Here is a 25505-nt window from a genome sequence, read left to right as displayed (position 1 = left end):
GTGATGCCCGCTCGTGTCGACAAATCGACTGACAGCACCGGGTCGCTCGACCAACGACAACGCTTAAGCGGAGCCCATCCCTGCCTCCCATAGATAGATGGGCGCGATCAAGGATGTCTACGAGGAGGACGTCGACGCGGACGTCTCCGAGGCGGAGTTCCGCGAGGCCGTCGAGGCGAAGGTAGAGCAGATGGGGGGCCTCGCGGACGAGGAGACGGCGGCGATGCTCATCGCCCACGAGCTCAGCGAGGGGGAGGTCAACGCCGTCGCCGACATCGAGGCGGGGATGGACGAGGTCAAGTTCCTCGCGAAGGTGATGGCCGTCGGCGACCTGCGGACCTTCGAGCGCGAGGGGGAAGACGAGGCCGGCCGGGTCATCAACGTCGAAGCGGCAGACGAGACCGGTCACGTTCGGTTGGCGTTCTGGGACGAGCAGGCCGCCGACATCGCCGACGGGGCGCTCGACGTCGGCGAGGTCCTGCGCATCAAGGGGCGCCCGAAGGAGGGGTACAACGGCCTGGAGGTCTCGGTCGACAAGGCCGAACCCGACGAGGACGCCACCATCGAGGTCGAACCCGGCGACGGGTCGACCATCGAGTCGCTGACGATGGGGCAGTCGGACGTCACCCTCCGGGGGCTCGTGCTCGGGACGGACTCGATCCGGACCTTCGACCGCGACGACGGCAGCGAGGGCCGGGTCGCCAACCTCACGCTGGGCGACGAGACCGGGCGCGTGCGCGTGACGCTGTGGGACGACCAGGCCGACCGCGCCGAGGAACTCGAGGCGGGGGCGGCCGTCGAGGTGGTCGACGGCTACGTCCGCGAGCGGGACGGGGCGCTCGAACTGCACGTCGGCGAGGGGGGCGCCGTCGACGAGATCGACGAGGAAGTCGCCTTCGAACCGGACGCCGACCCCATCGAATCGGTCGCCATCGGCGAGACGGTTGACATCGCGGGGGTCGTCCTCGAGGCGGACCCGAAGCGAACCTTCGACCGCGACGACGGCAGCGAGGGGCAGGTTCGCAACGTCCGTCTGCGGGACGCCACCGGCGACATCCGGGTGGCCCTCTGGGGCGAGAAGGCCGACGCGGACATCGCCCCCGGCGACGAGGTGCTCGCGGCAGACGTCGAGATACAGGACGGGTGGCAGGACGACAAGGAGGCCTCGGCCGGCTGGCAGTCGACGGTCGTCGTCTTCGACGACAGCGTCGACGCCTCGCCCGCCACGGCGCCCGCGCCGGCGGGCGGCGACGACCAGCACGCCGGCCTCTCCTCGTTCGCCGACGGGAGCGCCGACAGCGGCGGCGAGGACACGGCGAGTGGGGACGGCGGTACCGCGACCGCCGCGGCGGCTGCGGACGGCCCAGCCGACGGCGAGGAGATCGAGTTCACCGGGACCGTCGTCCAGACGGGCGACCCCGTGGTACTCGACGACGGCGAGCAGACGATGACCGTCGAGACGAGCGAACACGTCCAGCTGGGCCAGCAGGTGACGATCCGCGGGCAGTTGCGCGACGACCGGCTCCAGGCAGAGGACGTCTTCTGAGACGGAGAGCGGCGCTACGGAAACTCTTAAGACCGCAACACTCCGGACTGTTGGTATGAGCGTCGAGCTTCCGTTCGCCCCGGTGGACGCAGTCATCCGGCGCAACGCAGACGGGTTACGAGTGAGCGCAGGCTCCGCGGAGGAACTGGCCCGTCGAATCCAGTCCCACGGGGCGTCACTGGCGGTGACGGCCGCCGAGGAGGCGACGGCCGACGGCCGCAAGACACTGATGCCGTCGGACTTCGGCGTCACGCACGTCTCCGACAAGGACGACCTGGAACTGCCGGTCGCTCCGGTCGACCGCATCGCTCGGCTCGACATCGACGACGACTACCGGGTGGCGATGGACGCCAGAGTTGCGCTCGCGGAGATGCTGGAGACCTACGCCGACGACGTGGCCGCCGCGGCCGCGACGCTCGCTCGCCACGCAGACCGCCGGACTATCAAGGCAGAGGACATCGAGATGTACTTCGAACTGGCACAGTACTACTGAATGAACTTCGGCTATCGCGAGGTCTGTCTGGACCACGACACCGGCCCGCGACATCCAGAGAGTCCCGACCGACTCCGCGCCGTCAGGCGCGCGCTCAAGGAGAAACACGGGGTCGAGTACGTCGACGCCGGGAACGTCGACCTGGACCTGGTCCGCTCGGTCCACGACCCCGACTACGTCGAGTCGTTCCGCGAGTTCTGTGCCGACGGCGGCGGGAACTGGGACGCCGATACCGTCGCGGTCGAGGCGACGTGGGAGGCCTCGCTCGCCTCGGCGGGCCTGGCCGTCTGGGCTGCTGAGGCGGCGCTCGATGGCCCGGTCGCCCGCGATACGCCGTTCTCGCTCGGCCGACCGCCCGGCCACCACGCCGTCGAGGACGACGCGATGGGGTTTTGCTTCATCAACAACGTGGCCGTCGCCGCGCAGGCGGCCCTGGAGGCCGACGCCGACCGCGTCGCCATCTTCGACTGGGACGTCCACCACGGCAACGGGACCCAGGACATCTTCTACGACCGCGACGATGTCTTCTATGCCTCCATCCACGAGGACGGGCTCTACCCCGGGACCGGCGCGATAGCCGAGACGGGTGCCGGCGACGCCGCGGGGACGAACCTCAACGTCAAGTACCAGCCCGGCGCGGACACCGCCGACTACCTCGCGGCCATCGACGAGGCCATCGCGCCAGCCATCGTCGACTACGACCCCGACCTCCTGCTCGTCAGCGCCGGCTTCGACGCCCACGAGCACGACCCCATCTCGCGGATGCGCGTCTCGACGGAGGGGTACGGCGCGATGGCCGAACGGGTCCGCGAGGCCGCCACCGACTGTGACGCCGGCCTCGGCTTCGTCCTCGAGGGCGGATACGGACTGGACACGCTGGCCGACTCGGTCACGATGGTCCACGAGGTGTTCGACGGGTACACGCCCATGGAACCCGGCGACGAGGTCAGCGACGAGGCGCGCGACGTCCTGGACGAGCTGGCCGCTCAGGGCTTCGGGTCGAAGTAACCGGCCAACTCGACGCCGAAGGCGTCCGCGAGCGCCGTGAGTTCGTCACCGACGAGCACCTCGTAGCCCGACTCGAGTGTCGCCTCGACGTGCGGGCCGAGGCTGACGTCGAAGACGGCGTCGCTTCGGAGGAGGGCAACGGCCGAGGTGAACTCGCGTGGCCGCTCGACGACGTAGCGGTCGCCGGCGACGTACGGGCCCGCGACAGCCGGGTCGTCGGCATAGCGGTCGTAGAACCCCGTCGCGTGCTCGCGGACGTGGACCGGCGGCCCCTCGTGGCGCTCTATCGCCGGGCGTTCGACCACGGCGAGTTCGAGGAGAAAGACAGCCTCGTCGTGGTCGGTCCGCGCCGAGTTGGCGTCGGTCCCGGCGCTCGCGAAGGTGGCCGACCGCAGGACGTCGAACCCCCGGCGGTCCAGAGCGCCGGTGAGTCCGCCGAGCGACTTGCGCAGCTGCGGCCAGAGCTGGTCCTCGACGACGTCGGGCGCGTCGAACCGCAGCGCAACCGGCGTCGTGCCCCGTCGCTCGATGGCCGCGCGGACGGCGGCGGCATCGTACGGGTCGGGGACAGCGGGGTCGAACAGCGACTCGCGCGGGTCCGAGAGCATCGCCCGGGCGTAGTGCTGGAAACGGGCGACGTTCTCGGCCGAACAGACGGCGGCGACGTTGCGCTCGGGGTCCGTCGGGTCGATGACGACCAGCGGATCGTCGAACGACGCCTCCCCGTGGGCTTCCGGGTCGAGTTCGACCGGCGGGTGCCAGTCGGCGGCCGCCGAGAGCAGCGGCCCGAACCCCCCGTACGCGAGCACCAGCAGCTCCGTCAGGTACCCCGAGAAGCCCCTGGTCCGGAGGTCGCTCCCGTAGACGCCGATGCCCTTGAGGAACTGCTTTGTCACCCTGATCTCGTCGGCCAGGTCCTCGTCCAGGTGCGTCTCGAGGTAGCGCGTGTGGAACGGCGTCCGGTCGACGGCCGAGCGGATGGCCGTCGCCGAGGCCACGTCGTAACACGGGACCAGGTCGACGTCGTAGCCCTCGCGCTCGCCGACGACGTATGGATGTTCGGCGTACTCCTCGCGCCCGTCGGGCAGGACGGCGTGGCCCACCTCGAGGCCGTAGCGCTCGAGCGTCTCGCGGTCCAGGTCGGTCGGGAACGACACGAAGACGTCGATGTCGCGGTCCCCCGCCGTCCAGGTGCCCCGTGCCGTCGACCCGACCTGGAGCACCGTCGCCGCGACGGGGAGGTCGGCGACGGCGTCGCGAGCCCGGTCCATCACCGCGTCTGCGACCCCCTGAAGCCGCTGGCGCTCGTCGGGCGAGGGCGACACCCGCTCGCGCACCCGGTCGACGACCGCGTCGAACTCGTCGCTCATACCCCGCCCTTTCTACAGAGTGCGTGAAAGCGTGTCGATGCCGGGCGGAAGCGAAAGCCCTATTTGACAACTCCGACTACCTCGGAATGCAACAAGCCGCCGTAGCTCAGTTGGTAGAGCACCACGCTGTTAACGTGGTTGTCCCAGGTTCGAGCCCTGGCGGTGGCGTCGTCTTCTGTGAACACGATGGCGAGCGGAGCGAGCCATCCGTGAACAGTGTCGACCCGACACGCCAGGCTCGAACACGCGAGTCGGAGCCCGCGCAGCCGACGAACGGAGGCGAGCAGGACCGTCTCGCACCTGTTCGAGCCCTGGCGGTGGCGTCTTTCTGCGGGCGACACCACGCGAGGAGCGTCGGCTCCGAGGACCGGCGCCTGTCATCGACCGGGCGTGAACTGTCCGGCGTCTATCGCCGCCGGCCCGGGTCGGGGCGGAAGCTGCCGATGGTGACCCGACAGGCTAAAGACGCGGACTCAAGAATACGACGACGAGGGCCCTTAGCTTAGTCTGGTTAAAGCGATCGGCTCATAACCGATTGAGCGCTGGTTCAAATCCGGCAGGGCCCACATTCTGTGAGGAGCGGACGCGACGAGCGGAATGTGTCATATATCGGATTTGAACCCCGGCAGACGAACGGAGTGAGTCTGCAGTCGGTTCACAATCCGGCAGGGCCCATCCGCTTACTGGTTGATTGATGGCCGTTTTTTCCTGAGAGGCTCCCTCGCAGGTGTGCAGTCAGAACAATCTCGTCTTAATGAAGGCGTAGGTAACCGCCAGAAAACTCGCGATTCGATGGCGGTCGCTCGGGCGAACGGAGGGAGATATAACAATAATACTGAATGATTCGGTTAGTAACTGCCGTTGGTTCCCACTGGACGAAGGGGGAGAGTACTCGTTTCGAGCTATTTGAAGCGGTGGGCGGCCCTATCGAACGCCACTCCGGTCGTCGGTGGATGATATCGCTATCCCGCACCGACTCGTCATGCAACGCTGTGACGGCGTTCAGAATGAAACGCACGCCGAGCGCCGAACGATTTCAGTCCGCGGGATGGTGGGTCCCGAGAGCGGATGCGCCCAGTGCTGGGAGTTCCAAGTCCGCCCGTCGGAGAAACTGCGCGTTGATCGCGACGATCACCGTCGAGAGCGACATCAATAGCGCACCCACCGCTGGCGAGAGCAAGATACCGATCGGAGCCAGGACCCCAGCGGCGAGTGGGATGGCGAAGACGTTGTACCCGGCGGCCCAGACGAGGTTTTCCTGCATCTTCCGATAGCTCGCCGTGCTGAGTTTCACGAGCCGAACCACGTCCGTCGGGTCGTTCTGCACGAGGATGATATCCGCCGACTGTACCGCGACGTCCGTCCCGGAGCCGATGGCGATGCCGACGTCGGCTCGGGTGAGCGCCGGGGCGTCGTTCACGCCGTCGCCCACCATGGCCACGAGGTGCCCCTGTTCTTGAAGTTCCTGGATCTTTTCGTCCTTGTCTTCGGGCAGGACCTCTGCGAACACCGTATCGATGTCGAGCTCGGCGGCGACCGCGGTGGCGACGTCCTCGGAATCACCGGTGAGCATCGCCACCTCGATGCCGAGTTCGTGGAGCGCATCGACGACGTGGTAGCTCGCCTCGCGTATCACGTCCGCCAGGGCGAACGCCGCGACGGGGTCACCGTCGCGAAGGAGATACACGACCGTGCGTGCGTTCTGTCCGGACCGCTCGGCAAATCTCCGAAGTTCGTCCGGGATCTCGCTCTCGACGGTCGAGAGGAGGTTCGGCCCGCCGACGTGGACGACCGCTCCGTCGACGCGTGCCCGAACGCCGCGTCCCTTGATCGCCTCGAAGTCGGTCGCCCGCGGACCGTCGACGTTGCGCTCGGCGGCCAGGTCGCGGATGGCCTCGGCGATCATGTGCTCGGAGTCGGCCTCGACGGCCGCCGCCAGTCCCAGCGCCTCGTCTTCCGTGACACCCTCGACCGTCTCGACCGCTACGACGCCCTGCTCGCCTTCCGTGAGGGTCCCCGTCTTGTCGAAGACGATCACGTCGAGTTCCCGGGCCTGTTCCATGGCGATCCGATCCCGGACGAGCATACCGTTCCGTGCGGCCAGCGACGTGTTGATGGCGACGACCAGGGGAATCGCGAGGCCGAGCGCGTGCGGACAGGCGATGACCAGCACCGTGACCACGCGTTCGATGACCCCCACGTCGAACGTCGTGGCGACGGTCCAGCCGACACCCGTTACGATGGCGGACGCGACGGCCACGTAGAACAGCCACCCGGCGGCCCGGTCGGCGAATATCTGCGTCTTCGACTTGCTCTGCTGGGCGTCTTCGACCAGCCGCATGATCCCGGCCAGCGTCGTCTCCTCGCCCGTCGCGGCGATTCGTACCCGGAGACTCCCGTCGCCGTTGACCGTTCCGGCGATCACCTCGTCGCCCGGGTCCTTGGTGACCGGCTTCGACTCGCCGGTGATCATCGCTTCGTTCACCTCGGAGTCGCCCTCCTCGACGACGCCGTCGGCAGGGACGCTGGCGCCCGGGCGTACCAGGACGAGATCACCCTCGTCGAGGTCGTTCACGGAGACCTCCTCGATGTCGCCCGTCTCGGTGATTCGCTCGGCGGTGTCGGGGATCAGTTTGGCCAGCTCGTCCAGCGCGCTCGACGCCCGACGGACGCTCCGCATCTCGATCCAGTGGCCCAAGAGCATGATGTCGATGAGCGTCACCAGTTCCCAGAAGAACGCCGCAGTCGTGGGGACGACCACGCTCGCGAGGCTGTAGACGAACGCGACGGTGATCGCCATCGAGATGAGCGTCATCATCCCGGGCGACCGGTCCCGTAGCTCCGGGACGGCCATCTTCAGGAAGGGAACGCCACCGTAGGCGAAGACGACCACGGCGAAGACGGGGTTGATCCACTCGCTGCCGGGGAACACCGGTACGGAGAAGCCCAGCCACTCCTGCAGCGTCGCGCTGTAGAGGAGCACGGGAATCGACAAAAGCGTCGAGACGACGAACCGCCGCCGGAACAGCTGCTCGTGGCCTTCGTGCATGCCGCCGTGACCGCCGTCCCCACCATGCTCGCCATCCGTGCCGTGTGCTCGCGTCTGTCCACTCACGGAGGTTTGGTCCCGGCCGGCGTGATGTCCGTGTGCGGTATTCTCTGGCGGCGACCGGTTGTGATCTCGGTCCCGTCCCTGGCCCGAGGACCCCTCGTTCATACCGCCCTTCTCAGCGTTGTCGTGTCTCTCGTGATGTGTCATATGTTACCACTATGGTCTGGGGCCACCTAATTTGTTGTTTCAGAGATAGGAAGGACGGCACCGCCTACGAACCAAACGACGCGACCGCGGCGAGATACAGTGCAAACGAGAGCACTGCTGCTGTCGTTCTGACGTGGTTCCATCGCGTCCATCTTACTCGAACTGTGGCCCAGTCGGCCGGCGGCGACACCGGCGACCACGTGGCGATGCGCTCGTTCATCGGAAGAGGTGTTTACATATCAGCGCGGTGCAGACGTCGCCTCACGCCGACTCGCGCGCAACAGGAGGATGCCGAGGGCGACGAACCAGACGATCTGCGTGAGACCGAAGATGCCACCGCCGACTTCGCCAAGTGCCGGGATCGCAGAGAGGATGCCTGCCGTGCCGACCACGAGGCCGACGTAGTTCAGCACTCGGTGCAGTGCCCGGGCCCGTAGCGCGACCACGCTTACGAGGAGGGTCCAGATGCCGCCGACGACTTCGTTACCGCCGCCAAGCCCGTCGATGACTGGGCTGACCGCCAGCCAGACCGTCGTCGCCTGCGCCGGATCAGTGGCGTAGAGGTCGACGACCACGCCCGTCGCGAGGTTGGCTATCATCCCGCTGGCGATGACGAGCCCGGCCCAGATCAGCCCGAACGCGGTCGTCGCCCCCATCAGCATCGGTGCGTCGGTCTTGAGACGCGCGTGGAGTGACAGGACGAGGGCCACGAGAACGATACCGAAGACCACGTAGATGAGCAGGTACATCGCGTACAGGCTGGTCTGGTTCGCCACGAACAGCTCGACCTGCTGGAGCGGCGCGGTGACGTTCGCAAAGTCGAGGACCACGAGGAAGTACGCGATGCCGGCCACGTAGATCGCCGCCTCGGTCAGCGCGGCCAGACCGCCGACCCGCAGGTAGTTCCACCGGCGCCCACCAGTAGGTCGCTCAATACTCTCGACTGCTTGGCTAGTTGACGATGCCACTTCGTATCACCTCATTTACTATAGACTCCTGAGAAGATAGCCGTGTCGAAGGTGGTCCACCTACCGGTCAGGCGAGTGTCGGCCCGCTACGAGAGGCACAGAATGTTCCGTCCCCGTACTCGGCGGTTGGCCAGCGGACGCGTCCCAGGAGACCGGTCGCGACTGGACAGTGAACTACGGAACGGGGTTTCGACCGAGCAGTGTCGCAATCCCGGCGAGCACGCGTAAGAGGGGACGCTGAAGCGCCCACGGTACCCCCGCGAGACGCACGTCTGCCCGGAAGTGAGAGAGCACCGCCGCCACCCCGAACAGGTCCGGCCGGCCCTGCACCGGCATCGTAGAGCGCCCGGATCGCGGCTTCGAATTCGCCGGGCGGGCGTAGCGTGGTCCGAACGACAAGTGTGTCAGTGCCGCTGTTCCGGATGCTGTGGCCCTCACCGACGGCGATTGTAAGCGACTCGCCCGGGAGCAGGCTGTGGGTTTCGTCGCCCACCGTCACGTCGGCTCGACCTGCCACGACCGCTGAGTGTGCCACCGCCCGTGGGTGAAGCCGGGCGGGCCCGCTGTCTACTCCGGGTGGCAGAACGCCATTCATCACCAGGTACGAACCCTGTCCGTCGATACCGCGTTCGAGGAACGTGATACGTGCACCAGTCGACAGGTCTTCGACGGTGTTCGGATACCCAGTTGAAGCGTCCCCTGTGTGGCCATCTAGTCGCATCGGCCGATTCCCAGCAGAGTATGACTCCATCCGCTCCGGTAGTACCCCGGCGGTACTAACCATACCGCCCCTTCTATCGGATAGCTGGGCCCGAGGGCCTGCTTCGTTCCAGCAGCATCTCCTCTACTATCCAACGGTCTTTCAGCACCGACATGGCCGATACAGCGGGTTTGCGGGGCTGGAACATCGTTCATTTTGGCCCCTTCGACTCAGACGAGCGGGTAAGTAGCGCCTCTACGAGTACCCGAGGTCATCGAGGGTAGCATTAGACCGCTAACCGATCGTCATGTATAACTAATCGAAAGGTCAGATGACACGAACGATTATATCGTCGACTGTCGTCTCATTATAGCGATCCTTACCGTGCACAGCTGATTGGGCTGCGGTCTTCGGCGTATCGCCGTCCAGCACGTGTGTCGCTCAGTCAGGATTCCCAGAGGTACACCTAATGGCAACTACAACCGCTGCGTCCGTCGGCGTCGAGCAGACGCCGGCCGAGAGAACGATTTCGACCAGGACCATCGCCCGGATAACCGGGCTCCTCTATCTGCTGATCTTCGTCACCGCTGGCTTCAGCGAGGGGTTCGTCCGCGCCTCGCTCATCGTTCCCGGCGATGCGACGGCGACTGCCGCGAACATCGTCGCCGCCGAGGAACTCTTCCGGCTCGGTATCGCCAGCGACCTGGTCGCCTTTTCGGCCGACGCCGTCGTGGCAGTCTTACTCTACGTCCTCCTCAGACCGGTGAGCCGGACGTTGGCACTGCTGGCCGCGTCGTTACGGCTGATCGCCCACCCGGCGATAGCGAGCATCAACATGCTCAACCAGTATATGGCGCTCCAGCTACTGAGCGGGGACGAGTACCTGAGTGTCTTCAGCCCCGAGCAAATCGACGCGCTGGTCTTGCTCTTGCTCACCGCACACACGTACGGCTACCTGATCGGTGGGATATTCTTCGGACTGCACCTCATCGTTCTGGGATATCTGCTCTATCGGTCCACCCTCTTTCCCGCGGTTCTCGGTGGGTTGATCGTCCTCGCGGCAGTCGGCTATCTGACCGAGAGCTTCACTTTCTTCCTCCTCCCGGCCTACGAACCGGTCGCCGCCACGCTCGTCGTCGTGACTGCCGTCGTCGGTGAGATCGCTCTCGCCCTGTATCTCGTCGTGAAAGGCGTCAGGACAGAGCGGCCGGCAACCCAGGAGGTAGCGTGATGGCGACGACGAAACAGCGGCCCGGAACGCGGCACTCGCCGACGACTGGTCACGAACCGACCACGATGACTGCAGTCGTCTATTCGGAATACGGAGGGCCCGAGGTGCTCAGGCTTGACGAAGTCGAACGACCCACGTCGGACGACGACGAAGTGTTGGTTCAGGTGATGGCCCGGTCGGTCAACGCAGGTGATTGGCACCTGCTGCGCGGAACGCCGTTTCTCGTCCGCCTCGTGTACGGCGGTTACCGGCGACCGCGGTTCCCGATTTTGGGAGTCGATATCGCAGGACGAGTCGAGGCCGTCGGCAAGAACGTCGTCGACTTCCGACCTGGTGACGAGGTTATCGCCGACCTCTCCAAGAGTGGGTTCGGCGGGTTCGCCGAGTACGTCCGCGTGCCAGTTACCGCAGTCGTCCGGAAGCCGGCCACAGTCTCGTTCGAAGCGGCAGCGGCGGCCCCGACAGCGGGTGTCGCCGCCCTCCAAGCGCTTCGAGACGCTGGGAAGCTCCAGGCAGGCGAAACCGTCCTGATCAACGGCGCGTCGGGAGGCGTGGGAACCTTCGCCGTGCAGATCGCCAAGTTCCTCGGCGCAGCGGTCACGGCGGTGTGTAGCACTGAGAAGATGGATACTGTTCGTTCGATCGGAGCGGATCACGTCATCGATTACAGGAAAGAGGATTTCACGGAATCTGGGACGCAGTACGACCTTATCCTGGACGCGGCGGGATCACATTCGATGAGAGACTACGCACGTGCGCTTCGTCCGTCGGGACGGTACGTCTTCGTCGGGGGGCCCACGCGACGATTCGTGACCACACTACTCGCGGGCCCAGTCCTCTCGATGACGGGCAGAACGCAGTTCCAGACGTTCATGCTCAACCCCGACCGGGACGATCTAGAATTCGTGATTGGCCTCATGGAATCCGGTGATGTAGAGCCCGTCATCGATCGACGGTATCGCTTGGACGAGACGCCAGCGGCCCTTCAGTATCTCGAAGCGGGTCGTGCTACCGGAAAGGTCGTCGTCTTGTAGGAGTTCGGAACTCATCTGAGAGTCGGGCCGTGGTGGATCGCCAGCCGTGGATTGATTACACGGGTTCGGAGACTGCTTGATGTCGTGAACGGGGCCAATCAGAACGAGATCACGGTATTCACCGTACGCCAGGAGAGATTGAGACGGCACTGCGCTCCCGGTGGTGACCTGGGAGTGGCCCCTGGAGAGTGTCCACCCGACGAGCATCCCCAGCGTGCCGATTGCTAGCATCTGGATCGTAAGCCCGCGAGTGAGTTCGAGATCGGCGGACACTCGCTCAGTAGACACGTTGTCCATTCTGTGGGCTGGTAGATCTCTTGCGGAAAAGCGTTTGCACCGTACGCGCTCTCGATTTACCCTGTCTGAACGAGCTCACAACACCCAGTCAGAAGCAGCGTAACCGAGACAGAGAGTGTCGTCAACAGCGAGGTACAAAGTGAGAGGCGACACTTTATTCCGCCACATCACAAAACCAAATTATAGAGATGGACCGTGCCGTCTCGCCCGTTATAGCAATTATTGGCCGTGGTGAATCGCCAGACGTAGCTTGATTTCACGGTTTCAGAGACTGCTTGATGTTGTGAACGACACACATCAAAACGAGTTCACGAAATTCACCGTACCAATTTCGCGCACGCACAGCGTCGCCGAGCGTGCGCTTGATCGTCGAGAAAACGGTCTCACACATCGCTCTCTGGCGGTATCGAGGCCCATCGATCCGCGCGTTGTGCGCGTGATCGATGGGCCGGAACTCTCGATGTTTAATCAGCGGTCTTACGCCCTCTTCGCGGAGTTTCTCGCGTAAATCCATCCAGTCATAGCCTTTGTCGGCAGCGAGGCTGGCGAGGTCGCCCGCATTGCGGCGGGCGACCTGCCAGCCGAGCTGTGTGTCGTGACGTTTCTCGGTCGTACAGTGAACGTCCAGAATTGCTTGGCTTTCTGTGTCCACGAGAGCAGTTGTTTTGAGCGTCTGGACGCGGTAATTCGTCCGTCGGCAGTAGTGCTTGCTAGCGTTTTCGCGGTCGAAGAACGTCGCGTCGATGGCGGCGTGACCGCTCGGGTCGTGCAGCTGCGCCGACAGGCGCAGCAGCACTCGCCAGAGTGCTGTCTTAATTCTGTCAAACCACTTGACTAGCGTGGAATGGTCGGGGAGATCGGCCGCGTCGAGGCCGATCTCCCCGAGTATTTGTGGCATCTCGCTCAGCAAATCAAGTGCCTCTCGGTAGGATTTTTCCAGGTAAACCCGCAGACAGTGCAGCGACACCACCGCATACTCGGCGAAGCCGCCACCCCCTTCGGGGGCGGCGACTTCGCCTCGCTCACCAACAGCATTAGCTAACTGGACCGCTTTCTTTGTGAAGCGGGAGATCTTCGACATGGATCATCGGCGGTTTCCCGCTTCATACTCCTAGTTCTAACGGTCGAAACCGGCGCTATACAGCGATTCACCAGAGCCCAATTATTCTACTGATCGCAGTCGTCGTTATATTAGCCGCAGCGATATCCGTGTTTGTCCTTGGGTTCACCGAAGATCTCGATGAGCCTGCACCGAACGTCGCTCAGTCAAGTGGTGCATTTATCCCCCAGGATGGAAACAGCGGTGGCGTCGTCAAACTGACACATGTCGACGGTGAATCCGTCGCAATCTCGGATATCGAGATCGCAGTGAGGGCAGAATGTGAGGCAGGAACAAGACAGGGACGAATCGTCAACCCTCCAGCAGGATCGTACAATGCGGTCCGCCAATCGGATGGTCAGATCGAGGGCGATGATATTTCGACGAGAGTTCGTTGAATACGATCGACAATCACGTAGACGGGGTAAATGACGGTGGTGCGCTTTTACAGGGCGGCCAGTACACCGCTGGTGACATCATCATATTCCGGATAGCAAAATCGGGTTGTGAATTGACACAGGGGAGTGAGATATCGGTCCAGGTCGTTCATCGTCCATCGCAGGCGGTCATTATCGACAAGGGTTTGATCGCCTGATACCGGGTTCGGACATCCGGATCGGCCAACAGGATCGCCTGAGATCGCAAGCCCATCTCGATGCGAGATGTGTGCGCTGTAAGCAGCACCGATTCCAGATCTCACTCGGGATCTGTCAGTACTGGCGGGACCGATATCGAGCGTGAATACAGCACAGGATCATCTTGTTGCGACCGATCAGTCTCAGTTACGGGAGCGTTCCGTCCTCCGCGTAGCAATTGAACCGGAGACTCGTGGTTGCGATTTGCTCACCCTCCGAACTCATCAGCGAGACCGTGTACTCACCATGAACCGGTGGTGGACCCAGCGGTACCGCGTATAGTTCGCCACTGCTGGATCCGAATACCGGATAGTCTTCGGGGTCGAGACTGCTCATCCCACGATCATTCATGAGCGGTACCGAAGCAACGAGCGTGTCGTCACTATCTCGTATCCTGACCGTGTGATACAGTTCACCGGAAACAGCCTCCTCAGAGACCAGTATGCCGAGAGCGATCTGTTCGTCACCTTCTATCGGGGCGATCTCACGGAGGTGTTGCGAGCCGCTACCCACTCCGCGACTGGAACACCGAGCGATGAACTCCTCGTTACCGAGACAGCCAGCGGTCACGCTCAAGATGCCAGCGACACCCGTAATCAGTTCACGTCTGGAGGGCACAAGATATGCTGTATGTCCACGAGTGGTAATTCTAAGGGTGCTGGGGCACTCGTTATTGGATTCGCTACGGTGGTCGGAAATGGCCAGATTCCGTTGGAATCCTCTGCTGGTGACGGGTATGGCCCGCGAGACAGATAGGGGTCAGTGAGACGGATTCGTTTCTTCCGTCTACTCACTGGTGGATCCACTACTCAGTAAGTCTGCGTATTGGCCGAAGCATTTTGAAGCTTCGACGAACCAATGTCGCTGTGAATACAGTAGAGTCCGGGATCCTCGGTGTACAGATGACGCTCGTCGGGTTGCTTCTCGTCGTGTTCTTCGAGGGAGTGTATCCGTATCCGCTGATGGGGTTCCTGTTCGGACTGGCGGGTACCGCCGTCGTGCTAACAGGAGTGTTCTCTGAAACACTGGAGTGATACCTTTCACCACTGTATCTTGCACTCCAGTATTGTCCCCTTCTGGGGGCAACAGAGCCAGGTCTCTCAAATGCCAAAGTTGGTGTCGCGTTCAACGACGGTGTAACCCTGGGCTGTGAGTGCGTCATTGCGGTAGCGTTCTGCGACGATCTGCTGCGGAATGCGTCGTAGTCCGAAACGCCGGTTCGATGTGTACTCGATATCGACACTGGTCTGGCCGTCGTCCGTACTGATAATTGCCGTGTACGTCGCCCAGGGCTGCCCGTTTACAGTGACCTCCAACTCGACGTGACGAGCGCCACTTGGTGTGGTCTCTGTTTGTGAGCGGACTATCGACTCGACGGAGCGCAGGCCGAAGAAATAGGGGATACGGTACATTACCGTGTTCTCGCTTGCGGTGATTTCATCAGCGATTCCCCACTGAAACGCGAGTACTGGCGGTGTCGGCCCGGCGAACGCATCGACGACCACGTCCGGCGTGTCCTTAGTTAGGAGGCGAGCCGTCCCGTGGGACTGAATGAGTGGTGCGCGGGCGATGAGGACCAAGAGTACCCCGACGACGAGCGCTGGCAACAGTGATGTCGCTAGGAATGTCCCGAGGAACACAGACGCGACGAGCACGACGACGAGTGCACTGAGTGGACGTTCGCGTCTGAGGTATCGCTTTGCGACATCAACTGCCTCCTGTGGCCGGTCGATCTCTTGTGTGGAGGGCATCTTGCGAATCCCCTCCTCCTTGGTAATTATGTCTGCTGAAATGAGTTGTCGTATGGCCTTATTTAATGCAGACCGGTGTCGAGTTTCAGTGTGAGCTCTGTTCCCGTTCTATAGATTGTTCACAGCATATTTATCTCTCGATGAGAACCATCTGCCGAATGACGAGAGCCCTCCAACAGTCTCGTTCGCTCACCACACAACCGAGTACGGGTGGACGGTAATATGTCCGACAGTTCTGGCCTCAGTGTCAACGGTCCAGAGACGCTTCGCGGTTCGGTAGCCTTCCTCCTCGTCGGCCTCTGTCTCACGGGCTACGGGGCGTTCGACTACGTTCAACAATCTGATTCGATAAGAGACTCGGTCGAGGTCGAGGCGACGATCACCGAAGTGGGTGTCGAGCCGGTCTCGGGTAGCTCTTCGAGCACCTCGGTTAGTTACGAGCCACGTGTTAGATTCACGTACACATATCGAGGGCAGTCCCACACGGGAACGAATCTCTACCCGGCTGACATCCCGCCGAATTTCGAGACACGGTCGGCGGCTGAAACGGCCGTCCAGAAGTACGAGACCGGCCAGGAGATCACAGCATACGTAGACCCTGACGACCCGGGGAACGCGTTTCTGCAGAACGAATCTTCCAGCGCCCCGTTAATAGCGGTGGGGATCGGGGTGGTGTTGACGCTGCTTGGCAGTGCGGCGACGCTGAAACAGTACCGCAGCGGCTGATTTCTGACCCGAACACGGGCACTCCCTCGGCGTGGAGAATTTGTCGCTCGAAGCAGAAAATCACGGGGATTGGAAGCCCGGCCGTCGAGAACGGCCGCGGTCCAGAAAGCCCGGTTCGGTGGACGAACAGGACGCGAACTACCGCTCGTTCTGGGAACGGAAGTTGCAGGGGTATATTCAGTTAGTTTGAGTAAGTAATCAGAATTATATGTCGGAGATTCGCACCTCAAAAAGCAATGAGCAGTGACCCTCCACTCGACATCGGCGGTATCACCATGTCCGCCACAGTAATTGGTCTCGTACTCCTCCTTTCGTCGCGCTGATCGGCGGGGTGATGGCGTTCGAAGGCGTCAACGAAGGGACGGTGAAAGTCGTCAAGAACCAGGGTGCAGTGACGGGCATGGTCCTCGAACCCGGCTGGCACTTCATCACGCCCATCGTCGAAGGGACCGTCAGTATCCCGACGCGGCCCCAGACCTACACGATGAGTCACCAAAGCGGTGAAGGAGACAACGCGAACCAGGACGATTCGGTGCGCGTTCTCACGCAGGATGGTCTGCACGTCGACGTCGATGTGACCGTCCGCTACCGCGTCACACCCCGCGACGCCCCACGGTTCCACGAGGAGTACCGCGACCTGCCGACCGCGGAGACGCGCCTCATCCGCCCGACGGTTCGGTCAGTATTGCGGACCGAAGGCGGCAACATCGACGTGACAGACATCTACACCGGAGAAGGACAGACTCGCCTCAAACTCGCAGTCGAAGGGGCACTCAAAAACGAGACGGACGGGAGCGGCATCGTCATCGAGAGCGTCCAGATTCGCAACGTCCGGCTCCCCACCGAGTACGCGAGATCCATCGAACAGAAGAAGGTCAAACAACAGAAGATCGAGGAAGCGGAGTACGAGATCCAGGTCGCCGAGAAGAACAAACAGCGACAGGTCATCGAAGCCGAGGCCGAGGCCGAACAGATTCGCATCAAAGGCGAGGCCCTTCGCCAGAATCCCGAGGTACTCGACCTGCGTTACATCGAGGCGCTCCGAGAGAACGAGAACACGATCTACGTCCCGGCTGAGGGCGGTGTCACTCTCACGCGGGACGTGTCTGACGACACCAGTCCCCGACCGGGACGCCGTCCGGGAACGAGAACTCGACCTGATCGGTGACTGGCAGGAGAGTTTCGAGATGGGACACTACGTCAAGACCGCTGCGGCCGTCGCCCTCACCTTCGGGTTGGTAGTGGCGATGGCGCGCGTCTCCGGGTTCCTCCTGCTCCCGCTGGCGCTCGCGCTGCTTCTCGGCCTCGGATACGTGGGCTCCCAGATTCTTGCTGGGTCGCCGTCACCCTATCCACGGATCGCGTCGGGCGTGTTCGAGCGGACGGAGTCCGAACAGATACAACTCTCCGAGACAGCGGCCTGTGAATCCTGTACCGACCGGGACGGGCCTGGCCAGCGCCGCATCACGCATCGGGAACTCGTGTTCCTCGGCGTCCCGCTCGTTCGCCTCTCGACGACACGGGTGATTCTCTGTGCCCTGTGTGCCGACCCAGTTGCAGCCCTCGAAGACGAGGAACTAGACGCCATCGACCGCGAACTCGAACGCGGCCGGTGAGGCTCTGGGTGCCAGACACAACGGGTGTTTGTCTCAGAACACGTCCTCCGTAACGATTAGAGGTCCGTCCGTACAAGTGGGTCGTATCCTCGATGCCCTCCACCGACATCGACCTCGCCATTCAGACGACAGACCTCCGGAAGACGTACGGTTCCGAGATCGCGCTCGACAGTGTATCGCTCTCGATTCCGACCGGCACCGTCTACGGGTTTCTCGGGCCGAACGGCGCGGGGAAGACGACGACGATGCGGCTCCTGACGGGACTCACACAGCCCACTAGTGGCTCCGTTCGCGTCTGCGGTGTGGACGTCGCCGACCGAGGCGAACTCGCGCCACACGTCGGCTATCTCCCCGAGGAACCGCCCCTCTACGACGAGTTCAGCGCTCGCGAGCAGCTCGAGTACGTCGCCGACCTCCGAGACATTCCGCGCGCCACCGCCCGGGAGCGCATCGACGAGTATCTGGACGCGTTCGACCTGACCGACGACGCCGACAAACGAATCGACGCGTACTCGAAGGGAATGCGACAGAAGACCGCGTTCGTCCAGAGCGTCCTGCACGACCCGGACGTTCTATTCCTCGACGAGCCGACGTCGGGCCTGGATCCCCGTGCGGCACGGACCATCCGCGAGTCGATTACCGACTTCGCCGACGCGGGAACGACCGTCTTCCTCTCGACACATATCCTTCCGGTCGTCGAGGCGGTTGCCGACGAGGTCGGCGTGCTGTTCGACGGCCGACTGGTCGCCGAAGGGACGCCGTCGGAGCTGCAGTCCCGCGCAGAGACCGACGAGGACGGCTCGCTTGAAGATGCTTTCCTCGCGGTCACGAGCGAAACCGATGCTGACGCGGCCCGTGAGGGAGCATGAACTTCCGAGGGGATGTCCGCCACGGACTCAGAATCGGTCGTGCCGAGTTCGTCCGAAGCCTGCGAGGATACCTCGGAGATACACGCCGCCTCATCGGACTCGTGTTCGTCGTACTGTTCTTCGGCGGGAGCCTCCTCTTTGCGCTCCCCGCGGCGTACGTATTCGGTCGAACGGCTCGCTCTGTAACCGCCATTCCGTTTTTCGGTCCCGCCGCGACTGCCGTCCCAGTGATGGTTTTGCTTCTGGCAACGCTCAGAACGCTCGAACGCATCGGGCGTATCGAATCCGAAGAATTGGTCCTGACGACGGTCCATCCGCGAGCAGTGGTCGTCGGTCTCATCACTGCAGAGGTCGGGCGGTTGCTGTTGTGGTTCGGGATTCCAGTGGGGGCGTTCGTCACCGCGTTTGCACTCGGGCTCGGTACACCGGTGCTGCTTGTCACAAGTGGCGTCGTCGCACTTCCGATCATCGTATCGAGCGCAGTGTGGGGGTACGCAATTGGCATCGGCGTGTTGCGGGTGTTACGACGGTTACCTGGCGTCCGTCGCGTCCTGAGGGGACTCGGGATACTCCTGCTACTCGGCTTCGTCGTCGTCTCGCAGTTCGTCGGTCGGCACTGGTTGAGGGAGGGGGAGCGGTCCGAGGATTAGCCTCGACGTTCACGTTCGGTCCCATGGTCGAGTACGTGGCGCTTGCCTTCGCGGGAACGCCACTCGCACAACCGACATCGGTTCGTTCGATAGCGGTGGCCATCGCGCTACTCGCGCTCACGCCCGTCGGACTGACCGTCGCAACGAAGCAGGCATCAGTGTTCTGGTTCACTGAGACCCCGAACCGGAACGGAGCGCGGCAGACACGAACATCGACCGGCGGATTCTCCGCCCCGCGGCCGTTCGCGTGGACCCAATCCGGCCGCATCGCGTGGGGAATTCTCGTCCGCGCCCGACGCCACCCACAGACGCTCAGCCATCTCGTGATGGCCCTCTTTTTCATCGGGCCGCTCGGGACGACTGTCGTGCAGTCGTCGGGTGACGCTATCGGGCCACTGATTGCGGGCACTGGCGTCGGCCTCGGGACGTACCTCGCGGGTGCGGCCTTCGGATTGAACCCGCTCGGCGACGACCGACCCCAAATGCCCCTGTTGTTGCTCACCGAGACGAGTCCTCGAACCATTACGAGAGGGCGGTTATTCGCTGGCGTCGCCGTCGGCATTCCGGTCGCCGTGCTCGTGCCGCTGGCCTCGATAGGCCTCCGTACGCGACCGCTGGACGCCCTCGCGTTCGGGGTGGCGGGGCTGGAATGTGTCTCACCGCGTCGATGTTCGCTGTCGGGCTCGGTTCGGCGTATCCCATCTACGAGGAGCGAGCGTTCTGGGGGACCGAATCGGTCGTCCCCTCGACGCTCGTGATGGTGACGTATCTGTTCGTCGTCGGTGGTGGAACGGCACTCGGACTGGTCGTGACCTGGTTCGCGGTCACCGGGAACCTGAGTCTGACACCTGTGTTCGGCATCGGCTTCGGTCTGTATCTGTTGCTGACTGTCGGAGTGTCGTACGGTTCGTACAGATACGCCGTTCGACGCTATCGGCGATACACCGTGACGTAGCCCGTCCTGGCAAGATGGGGACCAACAGAGCGGGTCGTCTCTAATGGGCGGTCTCCAGCTTCGATGGGGTGATAGTTTCGACCGGTGAATGCCGTGAACGAGTATGGAGACTCGTACTGCCGGTGTCCTGACTGGCATCCTTTCGGTGGTGTGTCTGGGACTCATCTTCTCTGCCGTCTACCCGCTCACGACGTCCGAACCACACGCGGCGAGCGCTCCCGGGGAACGATTCACCGGTAGCGATACAGACGCCTACAGCGCGAGTGGGCGTCTCGTCGTGGACGGACAGGTGAGACTGGCATTCGAGGGAGTCGTAACCTCGGACGGGGGATGGTATCAGAAGGTCGTGGACGACGACATCGTTTCAGAGGCATACCAACCCACTGCGAACGGAACGGTCTACCACAGGCTGTCGGTAGAGGGGAGTAATGAAGCCGAGCGGCGTCGGGAACTAATCACCGAGGATGAGGATAGGAAACTCGTCCGTGAGAAAAGGAACGGAGAGCACGTGAGGTTTCTCGAAAAAGAGAACGGCACTGGCGTCACGCAACCAGTTTCGGGAACGGCATCGGTGTTCGTCAACAGTCTATTCCTCGCCGGGTACGAAGCCAAAGGACGCGACCCGTCAGCAGTGACGGTCTACGAGCCACGGCCCGGCTGGTACGACGGGCGGGAGACGTACCGCATTACAAGAGCGTCGGGTACGGTACGTGCTGATACCGACACGCACGTAGTCAAATCGGCAAACGTGACCTGGGACGTCACGGCACCTGCGGGGACGTACGCGGAGTACGCCTTGGTCACGTTGCTCACCGACGAACCGACGACGTACAGGATCACGTTCGAGTTTGAGGCAACTGACTCTGACCTCGAACGACCGACATGGGTCGTCGAAACAGAGTGGGCGTAGCCACCGAGAACTGGCGATTTCCGTTCTAGTCCACTTCGTTTTGAAGCAGGCATCGTGTACTCGCTACACTGGTCGGACCACGTAGCGCTGTTGAATCCCCCAGGCGCGGACAAGATGTCAAGGCCGTTCCGGATACAGCCCACAAGTCGGCCAGTGCAGGGGACACAACCCTCTCGTGAGAATCACAGGTAGAGATAGTCCCTCGTACAGCGCCCCGCCACCCAGGCACGTCTTGCTCAAATTCGGTGGACGTACCGTAGTTACGGCCACGCTCGCAGTGCTCCGCACTCTGTACTGGCCTTCGATGGCGCTCGAATCTGCCGTGCAAACTGGTCTGATTGCGACTGCTGTAGCCCTCGGGATCGTATAGAGAAATGGCCGGCGGACAAGCACTCAACCCGTGAGGGGATCGAGACCCGTCTCGAGCCGAGCGCCCCCATTTTAACCCCCAGTCAGCCACACTGTTGTCCTATATGTATTTTTGGTTCGTCTGCAGGGCAGATAGAAGATTAAAATCGGATTTTATAAACACATATTACTCATGTGTCCCTAAATACGCCCCTCAAGCATAATTTCGGCCTCAAATCCCCACTAATGTGAATAAATTCCCGACCGACACAGATACGTGGCTGGTATCTTTGTTTCCTCGATACCGACGGGTATACTATGATTTCGCCCAGGGCATCGCCACCTGGCACCGTTTATCGTGTCTCGGTTCTCTCCGGGAGGAGCGTGTCCGTGGGAGCGTGAGGATGGTCATCGGTCGGCCCGAGTCGCTTCGAGCGCTCGGCGGATCGCCATAACTCGTTCGTCGCGTGCTTGCGTTATTTCGTCGGGCGAGTCGTCGTACTCGAAGATACCGCCACCACTGTGGATCCCGTCGCGCCCCGCAGAGAGGTGTGCTTCGAGCAGGGGATTCGCTTCGTCGTCGTTACAGAGGTGTGGACTGAGATCGTCGAGGACCGTCTGAACCAGATCGAGTCCCGCGATATCTATCGTTTCGAGCGGCCCGATTGCGGCCGTTCTGAGCGCATATCCGTCACGGATCGCTTTGTTGACGTCCGCCGCAGAGGCGATCCCTTCCTCGACGATGTGAAGTGACTCGCGGAAGATGGCCATCTGGATACGGTTCCAGACGAACCCCGGGACGTCCTTGTTGACCAGGACCGGGTCTCGGTCCACGGATCGGAGGAGCGATTCGACCCGTTCGACGGTTTCGTCGCTGGTTTCCGCACCCCGAACGACCTCGACCGTCGGGAGGAGATACGGCGGATACCACCAGTGACAGCCGACGACACGCTCGGCGTGGTCGGCTACTCCCGCTGCGATGTCCGTGATCGGGAGGCCGGAGGTGTTCGATGCGAGGACCGCATCGCCCGGAGCAGCCTCGGCAATCTGCTGGAACACCTGGTGTTTCACGTCGAGGTCTTCCGGCACAGATTCGATGACGACGTCGGCACCGGAAAGGCCACTCGCTGTGTCCAGCGTGTACTCGATGTCCGAAGTGACCGCGTCCGGGGGGTGGTCGGTAACGTCTTCGTCGTTGAGGAACGAGACCACGTCGTGAATCCTGTCTCTGGCCGCGTCGAGGTTCGACTGCCGGTGGTCCAACACGGTCACGTCGTGACCGTGAACGGCGAAGTGCGCCGCGAGGCCGTGGCCCATATCGCCAGCCCCGAAGACACCGACACGGTGGGTTTCGTGCATAGTACGTATTGTTCTCGATAGTTTCGATAATAAATGCTTTGCAGTTGGTGTATCGTGAGTTGCGCGCGCAGACCGGCCGGGAACCCGGGGACAACGACCCACAGAATAACAATTGTACACCAGATAGGAGAGGGACACGGATCGCCTCGTCGGGGCGTGTGTCGGCGCCACGCGCCGGTTCGGTCCGCTGGACTGGTGATGGTGGATTCGCCGCGGAGTTATTCGTGGGCCAGGTTCACTTCGATGACGTTGGCCGTCTGTTTGACCATCTCGATGATCCGCTGCTGGGTGTCGCCGGCAGTCAGACGGTGGATAGGGGCGGTGATACTGATAGCGGCCTCGCGGCGGTCGCCCGTGTCGACTGGAACCCCGATACACCCGGTTCCGTCGACGCGTTCCTCCTCGTCGTAGGCCACCCCCTTCTCGCGAATCGTCTCGAGTTCGTCGAACAGAGACTCGCGGTCGGTGATCGTGTTGTCCGTCTCCGCGGGCAACCCGTGCTCGTCGACGATAGCGTCGATGCGCTCGTCGGCCATACTCGAGAGGAGCGCCTTCCCGACGGCGGTCTTGTGGAGGTGGACGCGCTTGCCCAGGCCGGTGTCGAGGGTCACCGCCCGGTCGCCGCTCGCAGTGTGAACGTAGATGCCGTAGCCCCGCTCTTCGACCATCAGATTCGCCAGTTCGCCGGTCTCGACGGCCATCCGTCGGACCTCTGGTTTCGCGACCTCGTAGATGCCGCCTTCACGCTGGGCGATGCCACCGAGTTCCAGACACCGTAACCCGATGTGGAAGGTGTCGTCGCGGACGACGACGAGGCCGCCCTCCTCGAGCGTTCGCAAGTGCTTGTAGACGGTACTCTTCGCGAACTCGACCGACGAGCAGATTTCGGTCAGTGTCGCGGCACCGCCGAGCGTTTCGAGTGCCGAAAGGACCGCCATCGACGTCTCGGTCGCCCGGACCGTTTCCGACTTGTTTCCGGTCATTGTGGTGCCGTACCGGGTGGCAGCGAATAAAAATTACTGTCACCCGGACCAGACCGGGAGAGCGAGGAGGAGCGGCCCGATGTCTGAGTGCTGGACGTCTGGTTCGGAATGGCGAAACGTCGTGGCGGAGAGCGGACGGTGGCGGTAACGGCACCGGGAGACGTTTGGGCGGTTATATCTGATATATCGAAAAATACGTCGACAATAGTCCGATTAGTGGGTGAAATGGTTTGGGCCGAGAGAGACGCGCGAAGTGTCGTCTCGCAATCGAGTTTCACCATTCCGAACGAGTCGGGATCGGTGTGTGAGCGCAAGGGCCCGGTGCACGACGCCCGCGGTACCGGGTGATGCAAACGGTTAAGTCGCTTCGATAGAAACGTCGCCAACGTATATGAGCGTTGAGCGGCACTACGACCGTGAGTTCGTGCGAACGTTCTTCACGTCGCCGACGGCGGTGGAAGGCGAGGACGACTCCGCGAAGATGATCCGGAGCGCGGCCCGGCTGCGCGGGATGCAGGCCCCGACGTGTGGGTCCCGGACAACGAGGACGCGACGGCCCCGAACATGCGTGACGAGGGCATCCAGAACATCATCGACGTGGTCGCCGACCACGGGGCGGACTTCCCCGGGGAGATCCACCCGCGGATGGTCTGGCACCGCGAGTCCCCGGGGACACGCTACCAGGGGTTCAAGCACATGATGGAGGTGGCCGACCCCGAGAACGGCGCCATCGAACACATCGACGGGTTCGTCATCCCCGAGGTCGGGGACATCGACGACTGGAAGAAGGCCGACGAGTGTTTCACCATCGTCGAGAACGAGTACGGCCTCGAGGAGGGCAGCCTCTCGATGTCGGTCATCGTCGAGAGCGGCGAGGCCGAGCTGGCAATGGGCGACCTGCGCGAGGAGATGGGCAAGCCCTCGAACAACCTCGAGCGCCTGTTCCTGCTGGTCGACGGCGAGGTCGACTACACGAAGGACATGCGCGCGATGACCCCGACCGGGGAACTGCCGCCGTGGCCGGAACTGCGCCACAACACCTCCCGCGGGGCCAGCGCGGCCGGGCTCATCGCGGTCGACGGCCCGTACGACGACATCCGCGACGAGGCGGGCTACCAGGAACGGATGACCGAGAACCGTGCGAAGGGGATGACCGGCATCTGGTCGCTGACGCCGGGACAGGTCGTCGCCGCGAACACGGCACCGCTCCCGCCCAAGACCGGCAGCTGGCTGCTCGAGGTCGGCGACGAGGACGTCGAACTCACCGAGGAGGACGGCCGGCAGGTCTACGACGGCCCTGACCTCTCGCTTTCTGACAACGGCGACGGCACCTACACGCTGGCGGTGGGTGGCGACGAGCGGACCCTCGACGAGGACGAGGTCACCGAGGAACTGCTGGAGATGACGTCGTACGTCCCCAGCATGAACGACATCGTCGACTCGATGGAGGAGTTCGAGGCGGCCAAGGCGGCCGGCAAGGGCGCCATCGCAATGACCCAGGCCGCGACGCTGGTCGTCGACGGCGTCGAGGTCGAGGTCAGCAAGGACCGAATGTGGGACGAGGCCACCTACCAGGCCGCCCAGACGCCGGTCGCGCTGTTCCAGGACGTCTACGAGCACCGCCCCGACCAGCACGAGGAACTCGAGGAGATGTACGGCGCCGACGTCGTCGAACGGGCGACGAACGTCGGTAACTGA

22 protein-coding genes, 2 tRNA genes and 2 pseudogenes are annotated in these 25505 nt (G+C 63.0%); 16 read left to right on the top strand and 10 right to left on the bottom strand.

Annotated features, from left to right (window positions below; genetic code table 11):
- Nucleotides 1–97: 97 nt before the first annotated feature.
- The 3 genes from P1N55_RS14665 to P1N55_RS14655 are packed head-to-tail and all read left to right on the top strand — an operon-like array spanning nt 98 to nt 3047.
- Nucleotides 98–1546, top strand: coding sequence for a single-stranded DNA binding protein (locus tag P1N55_RS14665; RefSeq protein WP_276276271.1), 1449 nt, complete (start codon nt 98–100; stop codon nt 1544–1546).
- Nucleotides 1547–1601: 55 nt separating this feature from the next.
- Nucleotides 1602–2039: a histone gene (locus P1N55_RS14660; RefSeq protein ID WP_276276270.1), complete on the top strand. Its 438-nt coding sequence runs from the start codon at nt 1602–1604 to the stop codon at nt 2037–2039.
- On the top strand, nt 2040–3047 hold the full coding sequence (locus tag P1N55_RS14655; RefSeq protein ID WP_276276269.1) for a histone deacetylase family protein: 1008 nt from the start codon (nt 2040–2042) through the stop codon (nt 3045–3047).
- On the opposite strand, the gene cca is transcribed toward P1N55_RS14655, so the two are convergent.
- Entirely contained in the window at nt 3026–4417 is a 1392-nt protein-coding gene (cca, locus tag P1N55_RS14650) for a CCA tRNA nucleotidyltransferase (protein WP_276276268.1), read from the bottom strand. The two genes, P1N55_RS14655 and cca, sit on opposite strands and share 22 nt — an antisense overlap.
- Nucleotides 4418–4512: 95 nt before the next feature.
- Between cca and P1N55_RS14645 the strand changes: the two genes are divergently transcribed.
- Nucleotides 4513–4585, top strand: a tRNA-Asn gene (locus P1N55_RS14645).
- 323 nt (nt 4586–4908) lie between these two features.
- Nucleotides 4909–4983 (top strand) — tRNA-Ile (locus P1N55_RS14640).
- A gap of 470 nt (nt 4984–5453) precedes the next feature.
- On the opposite strand, the gene P1N55_RS14635 is transcribed toward P1N55_RS14640, so the two are convergent.
- The 4 genes from P1N55_RS14635 to P1N55_RS20025 form a co-directional block, all read right to left on the bottom strand.
- A complete protein-coding gene (locus P1N55_RS14635; RefSeq protein WP_276276267.1) occupies nt 5454–7466 on the bottom strand; it encodes a copper-translocating P-type ATPase in 2013 nt (670 codons plus the stop codon).
- Between the two features lie 274 nt (nt 7467–7740).
- Nucleotides 7741–7896, bottom strand: coding sequence for an anthrone oxygenase family protein (locus tag P1N55_RS20030; protein WP_379689420.1), 156 nt, complete (start codon nt 7894–7896; stop codon nt 7741–7743).
- 19 nt (nt 7897–7915) lie between these two features.
- Entirely contained in the window at nt 7916–8644 is a 729-nt protein-coding gene (locus P1N55_RS14630) for a hypothetical protein (protein ID WP_276276266.1), read from the bottom strand.
- A 67-nt stretch (nt 8645–8711) separates the two neighbouring features.
- Nucleotides 8712–9239, bottom strand: a complete 528-nt coding sequence (locus P1N55_RS20025) for a cupin domain-containing protein (protein WP_407067199.1) — start codon at nt 9237–9239, stop codon at nt 8712–8714.
- A gap of 574 nt (nt 9240–9813) precedes the next feature.
- Here P1N55_RS20025 and P1N55_RS14625 point away from each other — a divergent pair.
- Both P1N55_RS14625 and P1N55_RS14620 read left to right on the top strand, forming a co-directional pair.
- Entirely contained in the window at nt 9814–10575 is a 762-nt protein-coding gene (locus P1N55_RS14625) for a DUF4386 domain-containing protein (protein WP_276276265.1), read from the top strand.
- Entirely contained in the window at nt 10575–11609 is a 1035-nt protein-coding gene (locus P1N55_RS14620) for an NAD(P)-dependent alcohol dehydrogenase (protein ID WP_276276264.1), read from the top strand. The genes P1N55_RS14625 and P1N55_RS14620 overlap by 1 nt, the downstream gene beginning before the upstream one ends.
- 553 nt (nt 11610–12162) lie before the next feature.
- Here P1N55_RS14620 and P1N55_RS14615 read toward each other — a convergent pair.
- The gene (locus P1N55_RS14615) at nt 12163–12987 is read right to left on the bottom strand and encodes an IS5 family transposase (protein ID WP_276276263.1); all 825 of its coding nucleotides are present in this window, start codon (nt 12985–12987) and stop codon (nt 12163–12165) included.
- A 128-nt stretch (nt 12988–13115) separates the two neighbouring features.
- Between P1N55_RS14615 and P1N55_RS20020 the strand changes: the two genes are divergently transcribed.
- Entirely contained in the window at nt 13116–13403 is a 288-nt protein-coding gene (locus P1N55_RS20020) for a hypothetical protein (RefSeq protein WP_379690143.1), read from the top strand.
- A 384-nt stretch (nt 13404–13787) separates the two neighbouring features.
- On the opposite strand, the gene P1N55_RS14610 is transcribed toward P1N55_RS20020, so the two are convergent.
- Nucleotides 13788–14258, bottom strand: a complete 471-nt coding sequence (locus P1N55_RS14610) for a hypothetical protein (protein WP_276276262.1) — start codon at nt 14256–14258, stop codon at nt 13788–13790.
- Nucleotides 14259–14506: 248 nt separating this feature from the next.
- Between P1N55_RS14610 and P1N55_RS14605 the strand changes: the two genes are divergently transcribed.
- Entirely contained in the window at nt 14507–14674 is a 168-nt protein-coding gene (locus tag P1N55_RS14605) for a hypothetical protein (protein ID WP_276276261.1), read from the top strand.
- A 66-nt stretch (nt 14675–14740) separates the two neighbouring features.
- On the opposite strand, the gene P1N55_RS14600 is transcribed toward P1N55_RS14605, so the two are convergent.
- Nucleotides 14741–15391, bottom strand: coding sequence for a hypothetical protein (locus P1N55_RS14600; RefSeq protein ID WP_276276260.1), 651 nt, complete (start codon nt 15389–15391; stop codon nt 14741–14743).
- A gap of 222 nt (nt 15392–15613) precedes the next feature.
- Here P1N55_RS14600 and P1N55_RS14595 point away from each other — a divergent pair, with 222 nt between their 5' ends.
- From P1N55_RS14595 to P1N55_RS14565, 6 genes and pseudogenes are all read left to right on the top strand, one after another.
- Complete coding sequence (locus P1N55_RS14595; RefSeq protein WP_276276259.1) at nt 15614–16117, top strand: DUF3592 domain-containing protein; 504 nt, start codon at nt 15614–15616, stop codon at nt 16115–16117.
- A gap of 334 nt (nt 16118–16451) precedes the next feature.
- Nucleotides 16452–17285 carry a prohibitin family protein gene (locus P1N55_RS14590; protein ID WP_276276258.1) on the top strand — a complete coding sequence of 278 codons (834 nt, stop codon included), beginning with the start codon at nt 16452–16454 and terminating at the stop codon, nt 17283–17285.
- A gap of 19 nt (nt 17286–17304) precedes the next feature.
- Nucleotides 17305–17733: a hypothetical protein gene (locus tag P1N55_RS14585; RefSeq protein ID WP_276276257.1), complete on the top strand. Its 429-nt coding sequence runs from the start codon at nt 17305–17307 to the stop codon at nt 17731–17733.
- A gap of 92 nt (nt 17734–17825) precedes the next feature.
- Nucleotides 17826–18602, top strand: a complete 777-nt coding sequence (locus P1N55_RS14580; protein WP_276276256.1) for an ABC transporter ATP-binding protein — start codon at nt 17826–17828, stop codon at nt 18600–18602.
- Nucleotides 18599–20207, top strand: a pseudogene (locus P1N55_RS19810) (hypothetical protein). The gene P1N55_RS14580 and the pseudogene P1N55_RS19810 overlap by 4 nt, the downstream one beginning before the upstream one ends.
- Before the next feature lie 103 nt (nt 20208–20310).
- Complete coding sequence (locus P1N55_RS14565) at nt 20311–21117, top strand: hypothetical protein (RefSeq protein WP_276276253.1); 807 nt, start codon at nt 20311–20313, stop codon at nt 21115–21117.
- Between the two features lie 756 nt (nt 21118–21873).
- Here P1N55_RS14565 and P1N55_RS14560 read toward each other — a convergent pair.
- Both P1N55_RS14560 and P1N55_RS14555 read right to left on the bottom strand, forming a co-directional pair.
- Nucleotides 21874–22962 (bottom strand): 3-hydroxyacyl-CoA dehydrogenase family protein, encoded by a 1089-nt coding sequence (locus tag P1N55_RS14560; RefSeq protein WP_276276252.1) that lies wholly within the window; start codon nt 22960–22962, stop codon nt 21874–21876.
- Nucleotides 22963–23042: 80 nt separating this feature from the next.
- Entirely contained in the window at nt 23043–23807 is a 765-nt protein-coding gene (locus tag P1N55_RS14555; RefSeq protein ID WP_276276251.1) for an IclR family transcriptional regulator, read from the bottom strand.
- A 391-nt stretch (nt 23808–24198) separates the two neighbouring features.
- Here P1N55_RS14555 and aceB point away from each other — a divergent pair.
- Nucleotides 24199–25505: pseudogene (gene aceB / locus P1N55_RS14550) on the top strand (malate synthase AceB).

The sequence above is a fragment of the Haloarcula regularis genome (assembly GCF_029338315.1).
Taxonomy (GTDB): domain Archaea; phylum Halobacteriota; class Halobacteria; order Halobacteriales; family Haloarculaceae; genus Haloarcula; species Haloarcula regularis.
This window is presented reverse-complemented; position numbering and strand designations above follow the sequence as displayed.